Annotated in this window: 14 protein-coding genes; 4 read left to right on the forward strand and 10 right to left on the reverse strand. The window is 47.6% G+C overall.

Features of this window, described 5'->3' with window-relative positions; all coding sequences use genetic code 11:
• Nucleotides 1-40: 40 nt before the first annotated feature.
• The 4 genes from NQS30_RS09690 to NQS30_RS09705 form a co-directional block, all read right to left on the reverse strand.
• Complete coding sequence (locus tag NQS30_RS09690; RefSeq protein ID WP_218791553.1) at nucleotides 41-1582, reverse strand: fatty acid--CoA ligase family protein; 1542 nt, start codon at nucleotides 1580-1582, stop codon at nucleotides 41-43.
• Between the two features lie 132 nt (nucleotides 1583-1714).
• Complete coding sequence (locus tag NQS30_RS09695; protein ID WP_032866171.1) at nucleotides 1715-2359, reverse strand: SDR family oxidoreductase; 645 nt, start codon at nucleotides 2357-2359, stop codon at nucleotides 1715-1717.
• 80 nt (nucleotides 2360-2439) lie between these two features.
• Nucleotides 2440-3435 (reverse strand): lipoate--protein ligase, encoded by a 996-nt coding sequence (lplA, locus tag NQS30_RS09700; protein ID WP_032866172.1) that lies wholly within the window; start codon nucleotides 3433-3435, stop codon nucleotides 2440-2442.
• A gap of 12 nt (nucleotides 3436-3447) precedes the next feature.
• A complete protein-coding gene (locus NQS30_RS09705; protein WP_032866173.1) occupies nucleotides 3448-4182 on the reverse strand; it encodes an MBL fold metallo-hydrolase in 735 nt (244 codons plus the stop codon).
• A 169-nt stretch (nucleotides 4183-4351) separates the two neighbouring features.
• Between NQS30_RS09705 and yhfH the strand changes: the two genes are divergently transcribed.
• Together yhfH and NQS30_RS09715 are read left to right on the forward strand one after the other, a co-directional pair.
• Nucleotides 4352-4474: a protein YhfH gene (yhfH, locus tag NQS30_RS09710; protein ID WP_370465857.1), complete on the forward strand. Its 123-nt coding sequence runs from the start codon at nucleotides 4352-4354 to the stop codon at nucleotides 4472-4474.
• Between the two features lie 233 nt (nucleotides 4475-4707).
• Nucleotides 4708-5997: a glutamate/proton symporter GltT gene (locus NQS30_RS09715; protein WP_003155211.1), complete on the forward strand. Its 1290-nt coding sequence runs from the start codon at nucleotides 4708-4710 to the stop codon at nucleotides 5995-5997.
• Nucleotides 5998-6037: 40 nt separating this feature from the next.
• Here the strand turns inward: NQS30_RS09715 and NQS30_RS09720 are convergent, their stop codons facing one another.
• Nucleotides 6038-7069: a M42 family metallopeptidase gene (locus NQS30_RS09720; RefSeq protein ID WP_179960599.1), complete on the reverse strand. Its 1032-nt coding sequence runs from the start codon at nucleotides 7067-7069 to the stop codon at nucleotides 6038-6040.
• Between the two features lie 131 nt (nucleotides 7070-7200).
• Here NQS30_RS09720 and NQS30_RS09725 point away from each other — a divergent pair, with 131 nt between their 5' ends.
• A complete protein-coding gene (locus NQS30_RS09725) occupies nucleotides 7201-7422 on the forward strand; it encodes a hypothetical protein (protein WP_069007021.1) in 222 nt (73 codons plus the stop codon).
• 137 nt (nucleotides 7423-7559) lie between these two features.
• A complete protein-coding gene (gene fabHB / locus NQS30_RS09730; protein ID WP_003155217.1) occupies nucleotides 7560-8537 on the forward strand; it encodes a beta-ketoacyl-ACP synthase III FabHB in 978 nt (325 codons plus the stop codon).
• Nucleotides 8538-8598: 61 nt separating this feature from the next.
• Here fabHB and NQS30_RS09735 read toward each other — a convergent pair whose 3' ends face one another.
• The 5 genes from NQS30_RS09735 to hemE all read right to left on the reverse strand — a co-directional run bounded on the left by NQS30_RS09735 (nucleotide 8599) and on the right by hemE (nucleotide 15261).
• The gene (locus tag NQS30_RS09735; protein ID WP_007409209.1) at nucleotides 8599-10932 is read right to left on the reverse strand and encodes a YhgE/Pip domain-containing protein; all 2334 of its coding nucleotides are present in this window, start codon (nucleotides 10930-10932) and stop codon (nucleotides 8599-8601) included.
• A gap of 74 nt (nucleotides 10933-11006) precedes the next feature.
• The gene (locus tag NQS30_RS09740; protein ID WP_003155219.1) at nucleotides 11007-11579 is read right to left on the reverse strand and encodes a TetR/AcrR family transcriptional regulator; all 573 of its coding nucleotides are present in this window, start codon (nucleotides 11577-11579) and stop codon (nucleotides 11007-11009) included.
• A 148-nt stretch (nucleotides 11580-11727) separates the two neighbouring features.
• The gene (gene hemY / locus NQS30_RS09745; RefSeq protein ID WP_012117218.1) at nucleotides 11728-13161 is read right to left on the reverse strand and encodes a protoporphyrinogen oxidase; all 1434 of its coding nucleotides are present in this window, start codon (nucleotides 13159-13161) and stop codon (nucleotides 11728-11730) included.
• A gap of 27 nt (nucleotides 13162-13188) precedes the next feature.
• Complete coding sequence (gene hemH, locus NQS30_RS09750) at nucleotides 13189-14124, reverse strand: ferrochelatase (RefSeq protein WP_003155221.1); 936 nt, start codon at nucleotides 14122-14124, stop codon at nucleotides 13189-13191.
• 75 nt (nucleotides 14125-14199) lie between these two features.
• Nucleotides 14200-15261 carry a uroporphyrinogen decarboxylase gene (hemE, locus tag NQS30_RS09755; protein ID WP_015239515.1) on the reverse strand — a complete coding sequence of 354 codons (1062 nt, stop codon included), beginning with the start codon at nucleotides 15259-15261 and terminating at the stop codon, nucleotides 14200-14202.
• Between the last annotated feature and the right edge of the window lie 57 nt (nucleotides 15262-15318).

Raw genomic sequence — 15318 nt, forward strand, 5'->3', positions numbered from 1 at the left:
AGCATGTAAAAGCGAAGCCCCCGGCTTCGCTTTTCGTCCGTCATTTCGGAAGCATGTCCCGGACCGCCCGCCTCAGCAGCTTCCCGGTCGCGTTCTTCGGAATCTCATCAAGAAAAACCACTTCCGCCGGCCGTTTATATTTTGCCAAATGTGTTTCACAGTAATCAAAAACCGCCTGCTCTGTCAGCTCACCGTCCCCCGGCACTATATTAGCATGCACCGCTTCCCCCGTTTTGGCGTCAGGAACGCCGATGACCACGGCTTCTTTAATGCCCTCATGGCTGTAGAGCACTTCTTCTACTTCGCGCGGATAGACGTTGTATCCGCCGACGAGAATCATATCTTTTTTTCTGTCGACGATATAAAAATAACCGTCTTCATCGCGCTTCGCCAAATCACCCGTGTACAGCCAGCCGTCTTTCAGCGCGTGCTCCGTCTCCTCGGGCATCTTGTAATAGCCTTTCATCACATTCGGCCCTTTCACGATCAATTCTCCCACTTGATGGTCGGGCAATTCGCGTCCGAGCGTATCGACGACTTTATTTTCGACATGTAAAATATTCGTCCCGATCGAGCCGGGCTTTCTCCCCCGGTCAAACGGATTAAAACAAGTAACCGGAGACGCTTCAGAAAGTCCGTACCCCTCCAGAATGGTGACGTCAAAGGTTTGTTCAAACGTCTGCAACAGAGCGACCGGCATAGAGGCCCCGCCTGAAATGCACAGTCTGACGGACGCAAAATCCTCCGCCTTGCCGTGCTCGTATTGATACAGATAGTTATACATCGTCGGAACGCCGGCAAAAATGGTTGCCTGACGGCTTTTAATCAGTTTAAACACAGAAGCCGGGCTGAATTGCGGCTCGATTAAGACACACGCTCCGCTCATCAGAGGCGCATTCATACAAACGGTTAAACAAAAAACGTGAAACATCGGCAATGCCGCCACAATTTTGTCTTTCTCATTCATTCCTAAGTATCCGGCGACATCATTTGCATTGGAGAAAAGATTCTGATGGGTGAGCATGGCGCCTTTCGGTTTTCCGGTCGTCCCTGAGGTGTATAAAATGACGGCAGTATCATCTTTGGACAATATCGGATAAGTTCTGCTGCGCTCCGCCGGGCAGAGCATTTTTGCAAACGTTGTCATTTTTAAGCGCAATTGAGGGTCTTCTGTCGATGGAGCGTTCTCTGCTGTCTGGCTGATAATGATATGCTCCAGCAGCGGCAGCGAGCCGTGCAGGCTTTCAAATACGGGAATTAAAAGGTCGATGCCGGCGATCGCTTTGACATCGCCGTTTTTCAGCATGTATGCGATTTCTGAAGGTGTATATGCCGGATTTACAGGTATGACGACAATTCCCGCTTTTAACGCACCGAAAAACGCAATAACAAAATCAGGCGTATTTCCGAGCAGCAGCGCGAGATGATCCCCTTTTTTCAGTCCCCTGTCCTCCAAGCCGTTTGCAAATGCTTTGATTTTACCTGCCAGCTCCTCATACGTCATGTACTGATCTTGAAACAGACAAGCTGGTTTTTCCGGTTTCTGCGATGCCGTTTCTTCCAATTTGGAAACCAGATTCATTTTCCCACCCCTTTAAAAATTGTAATGAATGAATAGTCATTCATTTATCCGGAATAAACGTTCACTTTTATTATAGAAAAATATAGAAAAACACTCAAGGGCAAAAAGCCCCGAGTGCCGTAAAACCGGAAACTATAATTGTTTCAGCGCTTCACTGACCGGCGTGCTGCCCGCTGTCAGATCGAATGCTTTTTCATACGTATTCGGTTCATCAAGGGATGCGATAACGGTCTTGGCGACATCGTCTCTTGAAATGGAGCCTCTTTCTAAATCGGCTGCGGCTTTGATATTTCCCGTGCCGGGATCATTTAATAACCCGCCCGGCCGGATAATCGTATACGTCAGACCGCTCGCTTCAAGAATTTTATCCGCATAATGCTTTGCGGCGTAATACGGCTTCAGCGCTTCATTCCAATTGCCGCGGTTATGAGCCTGAAGGGCGCTTACCATAATGAACCGCTTGATGCCGGCTATCTTTGCCGCTTCTATCGCTTTCGCGGCTCCGTCAAGATCAATCAAAAGCGTCTTATCGTATCCGGTGCTTCCTCCTGATCCGGCGGTAAACACAATCGCGTCACAGCCTTCAGCGGCTTTCGCGATGTCTTCCGGGCTTCCTTCCAAATCTGCAAGAACGGCTTCTGTTCCCGCGGCTTGAAGCGCTTCTTTCTGCTCTTGTTTCCGGACCATCGCCCGCAGCGTATGCGTGCCGTCTTTTTGAAACATCCCGGTCAGACGCTGTCCGATCTGTCCGTTTGCTCCGATGAGAAATACCTTCATCATGATCCCTCCCCATTCATTATGGTTCTATCATTTCACAAAAACGGGCGCTGATTCAAATCATGCGTTCGGCAAATGTTCTAATAAATCAGCTCGAGGAAATCTTCCAGCTCTATTTTGCCGAAATACTGTTTCAGATCGATTCCGGCCAGCGCCTCCCTGATAGCGGTTCGGTCATACTGTTTTCCGATCAGCGCCTGTTCGACTTCACTCACATCTTTCGCACCGAAGAAATCACCGAAAATTTTGCAGTCCTGAATGATTCCTTTTTTCACTTCAAGACGCAGATCAATCGATCCGACCGGATAACGTTTCGAATGCTGAAGGTTAAATGCGGGCGACCTGCCGAAATTCCAGTCCCAGTTTTGATAGCGCTCTTCGGAAATCTTCCGGATCGCTTTCCAGTCTTCATCGGTCAGTTTATATTCCGGCACTTCGGAAAGATCATTTGTATTAAAAATATGGTGAAGCAGGTGCTTTTTGAATTCATCCGCCGTCATTTTGTCATCAAGAAACTCGCTGATGTTGGCGACACGGCTTCTGATCGACTTAATGCCTTTTGATTCGATTTTGTCTTTTTTCACTTTCAAGGCTGACACAACATGATCAATGGCGGAATCCAGCATTAATGTTCCGTGGCTGAAAATACGCCCTTTCGTCGAAAATTGAGCGTTGCCGGAAATTTTTCTGCCGTCCGCGACGATGTCGTTTCGGCCGCTTAATTCAGCTTCCACACCGAGCTGGCGCAGCGCCTGAATAACGGGTTCGGTGAATTTTTTAAAATTGTGAAAGCTGTCGCCGTCATCCTTCGTGATAAAACTGAAATTCAGATTCCCGAGGTCATGGTAAACCGCGCCGCCTCCTGACAGCCTGCGGACGACGATGATTCCGTTATCTTCTACGTATTTCGTATTGATTTCTTCTATTGTGTTTTGGTTCTTCCCAATGATAATCGACGGCTGATTGACATAAAACAGCAGGTATGTCTGTTCAGGGTCGAGATGCTTCACGCAATATTCCTCGATCGCGAGGTTGATCCTCGGGTCGGTTATGTTTTGGTTGTCGATAAATAACATGGTGCTCCTCCTTTATTTCTCCCACTTCAATCCGGAAGCGGCGATTGTCACTTCGCCCCCGAACACGGATACCGCTTCTTCTTTCAGCTTCCGGTGCTCGCCGAAATGAGGCAGATGCGTGAGAATCAGCTCCCCCGCTCCGGCCTCCTTCGCGATACGTCCGGCTTCCAAACTGTTCATATGGCCGGCTGACGTGCCGTCCTGGTCTGCGTAAAAATTGCACTCGCAGATCAGCAGATCGGCATTTTCCGCAAACGGGATAAACGCGTCCTGGTAGCTTGAATCAGCCGTATACACAACAGAAGCTGAACCGTCAGTAATCCGCATCGCATAACAAGTGACCGGATGCACTGTTTTCAGAAAGGTAATGGTGAACGGACCTAGAGAAAGCGGGCGGTCCGGCTGATAGGCCACTCCCTTTGTATGCGTTTTATATGTAAGGCGCTCAAACTGTTCTATATCAGCATCATGCCCGTAAATCGGCAGTGCATGCGTCCCTTTTCCGAGAAAGGAGCCGACCTGTTTGGCAAATTGAAGCGGCCCGATATCAGCGATATGATCATGGTGATAATGGGACAAAATGACGGCATCAAGCTCTTCTGCCGGAACATAGGCAAACAGCTTTGATAATACGGCGCTTCCGCAATCGACGAGCAGAGAATAACCGCCGGACTGAAACAGATAGCCTGAAGTTGCTTCGTTTGCGGCCGGAAACCCGCCGCAGCATCCAATAACTGTAACTTTCATATAATCCTCCGAATGTTTATGATAAAAAGATCCTTTCCTCCAATATACCTATTTTTCGTACAAATTGCATGTTTTAAACATTGTGTCAAAACAGCCGTTGATTTTCCAAAACTGTTATAATACAATGTAGAGACAAAACAATGAAAGAGGGATGGGTATGTTGGAAAAGATGTCGGATTTTTTCAGAAATTTACCCGGTAAGAAATGCGAAGAATGCGGAAATGAGATTGTTGAGCAGTATGAGTGTCACATTAATCTGTGCAATGACTGCTTGAAAATTAAGGATATGTGACAATAGGGCGCCGCACAATTCTAAGTTGTGCGGCGCCCGTTTTTTCGGCCGTCATCATACTTTCTGAATAGGGCGTTATTCACCATTATTAGCAATTATCTGTACGTTTTAAAAGATTCAGTATTTTCAATCTATATTTTTCTATAGACGGATTGTTTTCTTTTCTATTATAATTTGTTCTAATAGCTATCTTTTTAGATACTTATTGCACTTTTTTCTTCGGGAGGTAATCTATGAAAAAATTACGCTTTGGACTAGCGACGCAAATTTTCGTCGGACTCATACTAGGGGTTGTAGTCGGTGTCATCTGGTACGGCAATCCCGCCATTCCAACATATTTACAGCCTATCGGCGATTTGTTTTTACGCTTAATCAAAATGATAGTGATTCCAATTGTCGTCTCCAGCTTAATCATCGGCGTTGCCGGCGCGGGAAGCGGAAAACAAGTCGGAAAATTAGGCTTCAAAACGATTTTGTATTTTGAGATCATTACCACTTTTGCCATTATTCTCGGGCTGGCTTTGGCGAATCTGTTTCATCCGGGAACAGGCGTTAATATACATGAAGCTCAAAAGACAGATATCAGTCAATATGTTGAAACAGAAAAAGAACAAAATAACAAATCTATCGCAGACACATTCCTGCATATCGTACCGACAAACTTCTTCCAATCATTAGCCGAAGGAGATCTGCTTGCCATCATCTGCTTTACCGTGCTGTTTGCACTCGGCATCTCGGCAATCGGTGAAAAAGGAAAGCCTGTCTTGGCCTTCTTTGAAGGTGTTTCTCATGCGATGTTCCATGTTGTAAACCTCGTCATGAAAGTTGCGCCGTTTGGTGTTTTTGCGTTGATTGGTGTTACCGTTTCCAAATTTGGGCTCAGTTCCCTGCTTTCACTCGGTAAACTGGTCGGTTTAGTATATGTAGCTTTGGCTTTCTTTCTCATTGTTGTATTCGGAATCGTCGGAAAGCTTGCCGGAGTAAACATTTTCAAATTCCTCGCCTATATGAAGGATGAAATTTTATTGGCGTTCAGTACGTCAAGCTCCGAAACCGTACTCCCCCGCGTTATGGAAAAAATGGAGAAAATCGGCTGTCCGAAAGGTATTGTTTCCTTTGTTGTGCCGATCGGATATACCTTTAACTTAGACGGATCTGTGCTGTACCAATCAATCGCCGCTTTATTCCTCGCTCAGGTATACCACATTGACTTGTCCATTTGGCAGCAGATTACCCTTGTGCTTGTCTTGATGGTCACTTCCAAAGGAATGGCTGCCGTGCCCGGGACTTCTTTCGTCGTCCTGCTTGCGACATTAGGCGCATTCAACATTCCTGCAGAAGGCCTTGCATTCATCGCCGGTGTTGACCGGATTATGGACATGGCCCGTACGGTCGTCAATCTGACCGGAAACGCGCTGGCATCCGTTGTGATGTCAAAATGGGAAGGCCAGTATGATCCCGTTAAAGGCGCGAAGGTCATGAGCCTCGCCAAAACAGAACAAAACACAACCATCTCAGGTTAAAATGAAAACCCTGCACGGAATGATTTCCGCGCAGGGTTTTTTATGCCATCGGCGATAAAACGTACCGGTGCAAAAGCTTCGCCGTATTAAGAAGCGATAATTCATGCGTGCGTTCAAAAGCGTGTGAAGCGTCAATTCCCGGGCCGATCAGCCCATGGACGATGTCATGGCCCGAACGGATGGCTGCTGAGGCATCAGAACCGTAATACGGATAAATATCAAGCTGATAATCAATGCCATAGCGCTCCGCAAGCCCGGCCAGATGTTTTCTGAGCTGATAATGGTACGGGCCGCTCGCATCCTTCACGCAAATGGAGACGGTATATTCATCCGTAGACTGGCCGTCGCCGATCGCCCCCATATCAACAGCCAAGTATTCGACGGTCTCAGGAGGAATGTTGGAATTGCCTCCGTAGCCGATTTCTTCATTATTAGAAATCAGAAAATGCGTCGTATACGGAAGTTCGATTTTCTCTTCCGTGATGCAGCGGATTAAATTCAAGAGCAGAGCCACGCTCGCTTTGTCATCAAGATGCCGGGACTTAATAAAGCCGCTCGGCGTAATCTGCACGCGCGGGTCAAATGAGATGAAATCGCCGACCCTGATGCCGAGATCGGACGTCTCTTCCTTCGTCCGGACAGGCTCATCAAGACGGACTTCCATATTCTCCTGATTCCGCTCTGCCTTGCCGGCGTCCTTGTAGACGTGCACTGAAGTCTGATGCATTAAGATGGTGCCTGTATAGGTTTTGCCGGAAGAAGTTTGGATCTCGCAATATTCCCCTTCAATCGAGTGATATCGGAAGCCGCCGATCAAGTCAATCTTCAGCCGGCCGTCCGCCTTTATCTCCTTTACCATCGCGCCGAGCGTATCGACATGCGCCGTCAGCAATCTGTGTTTCTTGTCATCACGGCCGGGAATTGTGACAAAAAGACCGCCTTTGCGGTTTCTGTAAGAGGAGACGCCCCATTCTTTTAAAAGACTTTCTGTATAGGCGATAACCTCGTATGTATTGCCCGTCGGACTCGGAATCGACACCAATTCTTTAATCAGTTCCATCGTATGTTTCATATTTGCCACAGGTCATTCCTCCTATCAATTTTATTCTTCTTAAAATATACTCTTTTGATCCACAACCCGTCCAATCTTTTCCTTCTCTTTTTTCATAGAATGAAGGGAGCATGAGCATAGGAGGGAAATGTATGATCAGCCGTAAACCGCACAAGCGGAAAAGATTTCATAATGATTGGTTTGAGGATTGGTTTGAGGATGATTGGTCTGGTGCAGCCTTCTGGGGCTGTAAAAAAGAAGAAGATCACTGTAAAAAGAAAAAAGAAGACCCTTGTAAAAAGAAGAAAGACAAAAAGAAGAAAGAAAAAAAGAAGCATCATCATTCATGCCGCCGCTGCTGCCGTCATTGGTAATCGTTCACACAAGCCCGTTTTACAAATAGATATCTCATGCTCCCCAAACAGCGGATGCTGCTTGGGTTTTTTTATTAAAATTAGTACCAAGTAATAATATCAGGTGTTATAATCTGATATAAAGGAGTGATTTTTTCATGTCAAAATCTAAAATTACAGCAATCGGTACATATGCTCCGGCACGCCGATTAACAAACGCGGATTTGGAGCGCATCGTCGATACATCTGATGAATGGATCGTCCAGCGCACCGGTATGAAGGAAAGACGCATTGCCGGCGAACATGAATTCACATCGGATCTGTGTGTGGAAGCGGTGAAAAACCTTGCAGAACGATACAGCGGAACTCTTGATGATGTCGATATGATCCTTGTCGCCACAACGACGGCGGACTATGCGTTTCCAAGCACCGCGGCACGCGTGCAGGCTTACTTCGGCTGGCCGCACACGGGGGCGCTTGATATTAACGCTACATGCGCCGGACTCACTTACGGCCTTCAGCTCGCAGACGCATTAATTACCGCCGGTTCCCATCAAAAAGTGATTGTCATTGCCGGTGAAACATTATCAAAGGTAACGGATTATACTGACCGGACGACCTGCGTTCTTTTCGGAGACGCTGCAGGCGCCCTATTGGTGGAACGCGATGAATCAGCGCCGGGCTTTTTGGCAGCCGTGCAAGGAACAGCGGGAGGCAGCGCGGACGTGCTGTATCGCACGGGACTGAGCGCAGAATTAAACGGCGAGCCGCTTAAAGGCGGAGGAAACATGGTGCAAAACGGGCGCGAAGTATATAAATGGGCGGCCAGAACCGTGCCTGAGGAATGCAATGCCCTTTTAGAAAAAGCCGGCTTTTCAAAAGACGATCTGGATTGGTTCGTTCCTCACAGCGCCAACATGCGGATGATCGAATCCATCTGCGAAAAACTGCCCTTCCCACTTGAACGGACGTTGACAAGCGTTGAATATTACGGCAACACTTCATCGGTTTCTATTATTCTCGCATTGGATGAAGCTGTGAAAGCAAAAAAACTGTCGGAAGGCCAGACGCTGGTATTATTCGGGTTCGGCGGCGGATTGACGTATACCGGACTGTTGGTAAGATGGGGATTTTAATAATACGACGATCGAAATCTAAAAAAAGAGGCCCTGAGCATCTGCTCAGAGCCTCTTTTTCTTATGCTGTTATTTCTTCTTCCGTTTTGTGTTCTTTTTTGCTTTGCACCGTAAAATACACGATGGTCAGCGCGATCATGACAACGGCGATGCCCAACAGAATGGATGCCTGCTGCCACATGTAGCCGTAGTCGCCATTTGAAATGACGGCACGGAACCCGTTGATGCTGTAAGTCATCGGCAGTGCCCCGTGAATCACTTGATAGAATCCCGGCAGGAGTTCAAGCGGGAAGGTTCCTCCGCTTGCCCCGAGCTGGAGCACCAGAATGATGACAGCGATAAAGCGTCCCGGATTCCCCATCGTTGTCGCCAATAATTGAATCATGGACAGGAACGCGATGCTGGTAATCATCGTAAAGAGATAGAATCTCCACGTGCTTTCCACATCAAGCCCGATTCCTTTTAACAGAACCGTGGCGACAATAACGGATTGAATCAGTCCGACAAGCAGAATAACACTGAATTTGCTGAGGAACCATTCAAAACCGTTTCTCGGACGCCCTGAAGCTTCACTCAGAGGGAATACGACCGTCAGCATCAATCCGCCGACATACAAGCCCATAGAGAGAATATAAGGCGTCAGTCCGGTACCGTAGTTAGGCACGGAATGAATCGCGTTATCGTCCGTTTTTACCGGATCGGCAAACATGCTGTACGTTTTGTCATCTGTCTTAATGTCCCCGGTTTGATCGGCCGCATCTTTCAGCTGGCTGGACAATTGTCCGGTGCCGTCTAAAAGCTTGCTTAAACCGGTGCCGAGAGACGCTTGCCCCTGCTCAATTTTGGACGAACCGTCATGGATTTTGTTTTGCGCGTCCAGCAGTTTCGTTAAGCCGCCTGATACTTGGCCGCTCCCTGACACTAACGCTTCTGATCCTGATTTGAGCTGTCCGAACTTGCTGTTGTATTCGCCGATGCCGGCTGTCAGTTTGTTTTGGCTTTCAAAAACGGTCTGCGCTCCGCTGTATAATTTATCAGTTCCCGCTGTCAGCTGGTTAATCGCGTCTTGTACCGCCGCTGCGCCGTTATACAGTTTCGATGTGGACTGAGGCAGTGCTTTCAGCTGATCAGCCTTCGCTTTTACATCTTTGAGCGCGCTTTTTATGACTGACATATCCGGAAGCTGAATATCTCCGCCGGACGGAAGCTGGCTGACGATATTGTCTAAATCCGGAAGGTCGGCCTTCGGAAGCTTCTCATTCAGAAGCTGAACAAGTTTCGCTTTTTGCTCATCCGTTAAGAAATCACTGTCCTTAATTACCTTTTTGACCGCGTCATCCCGGGCATCCAGGCTGTTTTTCAGATCAGAAAGCTTCTTCTTAAACTGCTGCAGATCCTTTTCAGTCTGTTCGAGCTGCCCAACCGCGTTTTCAATGTCTGACAGGTTGACTGAATTGATCGCATCTTCAAATGCCGCCGCTTTTTGCGACACTTCCTGCGCCTTGCTGTTTAACGCACTTAATCCATTCGTTAAATCCGGAAGCTTTTGCTGGAGCTGCTTTTGTGCGTCAAGGCTTGTTTTCAGCCCGCTGGCCACTTGGCCTCCTCCTGAAGCAATCTGTCCTGATTTATCTTGAATTTCGGCGCTTGCGCTCTGAAGTTTTGCGATAGAGCTGTCAAGCGTTTGAATTCCGCTTGTCACTTTCGCCGCGCCGTCTGCAAGCTGCTGTGTTTTATCGCCGATGGTGGCGGTGCTTTCAGTAAGCTTCGCTAAATTTTCCTTCAGCTTGGCGCTGCCGTCTTTCGCGTTTTTCGTGCCGTCGTCTATTTTCTTGGCTCCGCTGCTGGCTTTGCCGAGCCCTTTGGCAATATCTTTAAAGTTATCAAAAATGACTTTTGCGTATTGCTCTGTCACTTCTTTCGACACGGAGGCTTTCAGTTTGTCGATCGCCTTTTCCCCGATTGTCGCGCCGACATAGTTTGATCCGGCATTCGTATGATATTTCAGATCCAGCTTCTTCGGATTTTTATCCATTACCGTGCTGGCGTTTTTAGAAAAATCTTCAGGAATCTCGACCAATAAATAATATTTAGCATTTAATAAGTCCTTTAACGATTGATCAAGATCGCTTGAAAAATGCCAATCAAAATTATCATTTTTCTTTAACTCTTTCACAAGATCGTCACCGATCTGAAGATGTTTCCCTTCGTAGTCCGCCCCTTTATCCTGGTTGACAACGACAACCGGCAGCTGATCCACCGTGCCGTACGGGTCCCAGTACGCCTTCAAAAACACTCCGCTGTAGATCAGCGGAACGAATAATATGGCAATGATGGGGATTAACAGTTTCTTGTTCGTTACAATGTCTTTCCACTGGCTTTTTATTGTATTCAACCCTGTTGCCTCCTTCCGCAAACTGACTCATTTGACAAAACGGTCACGGCACCTAAAAAGTGAAGGATCATCTATTATTTAGATAATCCTTGACCAACATACATTTCCAGCAATTCAGCGATCGTCTCTTTTTCAAGAGGCGGATGGTTTTTTTCCCAGTCAAATATCAGCGCGATGTAGAGCTTGAGCATCACAAAAGCGGTCAGTTCCGGATCACACGGTTTAATGCTTCCGTTTTCAATGGCTGTTTCTATCTTTTCTTTAATGTATGACAGAATGGCCCGCTCCATTTTCGCAATGACATCCTGAACGGCTATTGTACCAATCTCGGCGTTCTCCTGAAAAATTTTAATAGTCAGCTGGTGTGTTTTTCTGAATTCCAAAATCGCGACAAGCGCCCGGTGGACATTTTCGTGAAATGAAAGCTCCGGTTTCATCGCTTCGTCTGCGTGTTCCTTCATTTCTCTTAAAATAGTGGTGAAAATATCATCAAACAGTTCTTCTTTGTTTTTGAAAAACGTGTAGATGGTTCCCTTCCCCACATTTGCAAGCTTTGCCACCAGATCCATTGTCGTTGCTTTGTAGCCGAATTGTGTAAAAGACTTCGTTGCCGCTTCCAGAATGAGCTTTTTCCGATCGACGGACATGTTTCCCACCTCGTTAAATTGACCGTTTGAACGTTTTAGTCATTTTGTACATAAGATAACTTATCACAGTCGCAAAGAAGATTCAAATGTTTTCTCTCTTTATTGGTGTTCCCTTTACAGAACGGGAACATGCAAAAAAACCTCCGTTTTACGATAACGGAGGCTGGTACGTTTCAAATAAATAAGCCAGTGAATCGTATACGGCGGCTTTTCCCTGGTCGATACAGTCGGGGATGCCCACCCCTTCGAAAGACGCGCCCGTCGCGTATACGCCCGGATAGGAAGCTTTCAGCGCATCTCTGAACTCTTTGATGCGCTCCTTATGGCCGACATGGTATTGCGGCATGCTTTCGTTCCAGCGGGTCACACAGGTCATTTCCGGTTCACCATTTATTTTCATTACTTTTTTCAAATCTTCCATTACGATTTTAATGATCTCGTTATCTGAAAGATCTACGATGGATTCATCTCCGGCCTTTCCGACGTACGCCCTGAGAAGCGTTTTGCCCTCCGGCGCCGCGTGCGGCCATTTTTTATTCGTCCATGTGCAGGCCGTGATGGAGAAGTCGCTGTTTCTTGAGATAACGAATCCCGTACCTTCATGCTCCATCTTGACGGCTCCCTCAGGAAAACCTAAAGCGACGTTGGCAACGGACGTAGAATGCATGTCTTTAAGACATGAAACCGCCGGCAGATCAGAAAGCATTTTCGCCGCGGCTTTATGCGGGGCTGTTACTATGCATCCTTCCGCATAGAGCACTTTGCCGTTATCAAGCGTCACAGAATATCCTTTCTCCTCGCGGCCGATATGGGTGACTTTCGTTCCTTTCATCACCTTTGTCAGCGTAAGCTGCTTTTCCAGCTCCTCCACCAACGTTTGAAGCCCTGTCGTCAGCGTTAAAAACTGGCCCTGCTTTTTGGCTGTCAGCTGCTGTCCCGAAGGCTGCGGACGCGATTTTTTCATGCCGAGAATCAGGCTTCTGTGCTTCTGCTCAGTCTGATAGAATTGCGGAAACGTGGACATGAGGCTCAGCTTATCAATATCTCCGGCATAAATCCCTGATAATAGCGGTTCTATTAAATTCTCAACGACTTCGTCACCGACGCGTCTGCGGAAAAATTCACCCAGAGACTGATCTTCCTTCGGTTTGCTCGCAGGCAGGACAAAGTCAAGCGCCGCCCGCGCCTTTCCGGGAACAGAAAATAAACCGGTGGAGATGAACGGAGCGATTTTGGTCGGAATGCCCATAACCGCGCCCTTCGGCATCGGATGGAGCGTCTCGTTGACGAGCACGTAAGACTGGCCGGTCGCATTGTTGACGAGCAGATGCTCAAGCCCCAAATCCTTGACGAGCTGCGGCGCGCTTTTTTTCCTTTCCAAAAAAGAATCCGGCCCCCGCTCAATGATGTAGCCGTCTTTATGCTGCGTCTGAATTTTGCCGCCCGCTCTCGGGCCCGCTTCAATCAGGGTGACCTCAAGCGGCAGCTGTTTTTCCTTGATTTCTTTTTCCATGTAGAAGGCGGCGGCTAATCCCGTTATGCCGCCGCCGATGATGACCAGATGTTTTTTATCGCCACTCATTTTTATCGCCTTCTTTACCGTTTAATTCTACTTGTCCAGCTCTTTCAGCACGACCGCTGCAAGCGCGTCGATAAATTCAGGCTGTGCGTTCGGCATAGCCGGACGATAGTAGCTTGCGCCGACTTCTTCGGTCACAGCTTTGCATTCATAATCATTATCGTAAAGCACCTCTAAATGATCGGCAACGAAGCCTGCGGGCACGTATACAAATGCTTTATAAGGATGCTTTTGGTACAGCTCGCGCGTGAGATCCTGCACATCCGGCCCGAGCCACGGATCAGGGGTGTTCCCTTCGCTTTGCCAGCCGACTGCGTAATCGGTAATTCCGGCGCCTTCGGCAATCAGTTTTGCGGATTCCTCCAGCTGGTCAGGATACGGATCGCCGTATTCTTTAATTTTTTCAGGAAGGCTGTGCGCTGAGACGATCAGCATCGCGTCATCCCGTTCTTCTTTCGGCATTGATTCATATGTTTTCTTCACCTGGCCGACCCAATAATCAACGAATTTCGGTTCATCATACCAGCTTTCAACAGACTTGATGGTCAAGCCGCCGAGCTTCTCCGCTTCTTCTTTCGCGCGTTTGTTGTATGACTGGACGCTGAATGTTGAAAAATGAGGGGCGAGCACAAGGCTGACAGCTTCTGTAATGCCGTCTTTATGCATGTCCGCCACCGCGTCTTCAATAAACGGTTCAATATGTTTTAATCCGATGTACACTTTGAATGTTACGTCATCCTGGATTTCATTTAAACGCTGTGCGAGCTTCTCCGCCTGCTCCTGCGTAATTTTTGCAAGCGGCGAAATGCCTCCGATCGCTTCATATCTGTCTTTTAAATCTTGAAGCATATGAGGCTCCGGCTTTCTTCCGCGTCTGATATGCGTATAATAACGTTCTATGTCCTCTTCTTTGTAAGGCGTTCCGTAAGCCATGACAAGAAGTCCCATTTTCTTTTTGCTGCTCATTTTGTTACACACCTCTTTTGATGGTCTGTCCACCTTGATTTTGACAGGAAAATCTACTTATAACCAACGATCTGCTCAGGAAGATTGTTCCGTTTTTTTGGCCGCGGAGTATTCATGTACAAACGCCGTCAGCTTTTTCAGCGTTTCCGGATTGACATCTGGGAATACGCCGTGCCCTAAATTGAAAATAAACCCGTCCGTTTTCATGCCTTGATCAAGTATCGCTTTCGCTTTTTTCTCGATGACTTCCCAAGGCGCAAGAAGAAGCGACGGATCAAGATTGCCCTGAACCGTTTTTGTAATGCCTTGTTTTCTGGCGTCATCTATGCCGAGTCTCCAGTCAAGACCGACGACATCAAGAGGAAGGTCATGCCAATCCCCGGCCAGATGGCTTGCGCCTACGCCGAACATGATCAGCGGAACTTGTTCTGCTGAAAGCTCCCGGAAAATTCTGTCCATCACCGGTTTTATAAACTGCCGGTAATCTTCGCGGTTCAGCGCGCCGACCCATGAATCAAAAATCTGAATGGCTTTTGCGCCGGCGTTAATCTGCGCTTTCGCATAAACGATAATCATGTCCGCGAGCTTGTCCATCAGCATTTGCCACGCTTGCGGCATACTGTGCATAAACGCTTTTGTTTTGTTGTAATTTTTAGAAGGCCCGCCTTCAATCATATAACTGGCCAGCGTAAAAGGCGCTCCCGAAAAACCGATGAGCGGAACATTCAGCTGTTCGTTTACGAGTAATCGGATCGTTTCCAGCACGTAAGGAACATCCTGTTCGGGATTCAGTTCGCCGAGCTTTTCAATATCCGCAGCAGAGCGCACCGGCTGATCGATCACCGGGCCGATTCCGTTTTTTATTTCAACATCCACTCCGATATAAGGAAGCGGCGTCATAATGTCTTTATATAAAATGGCAGCGTCCACTCCGTACTGCTCGACCGGGAGCCTCGTCACATACGCGCACAGCTCGGGCTGATGCGTAATTTCGACTAAGCCGTACTTTTCCTTCAGCTTGCGGTATTCCGGCTGAGACCTCCCCGCCTGTCTCATGTACCAGACAGGGACGTGATTTGTCTTTTCTCCCCGTGCCGCTTTTAAAAACGTATCATTAAACGCTTCTCGTTTACTCATCTGAATTTCCACCTTTCCTCCTGCAACCATACGTTCGTGTTCTTCGCCCATTACACT

The organism is Bacillus sp. B1(2022) (genome assembly GCF_040259625.1).
GTDB classification, from domain to species: Bacteria; Bacillota; Bacilli; order Bacillales; family Bacillaceae; genus Bacillus; species Bacillus velezensis.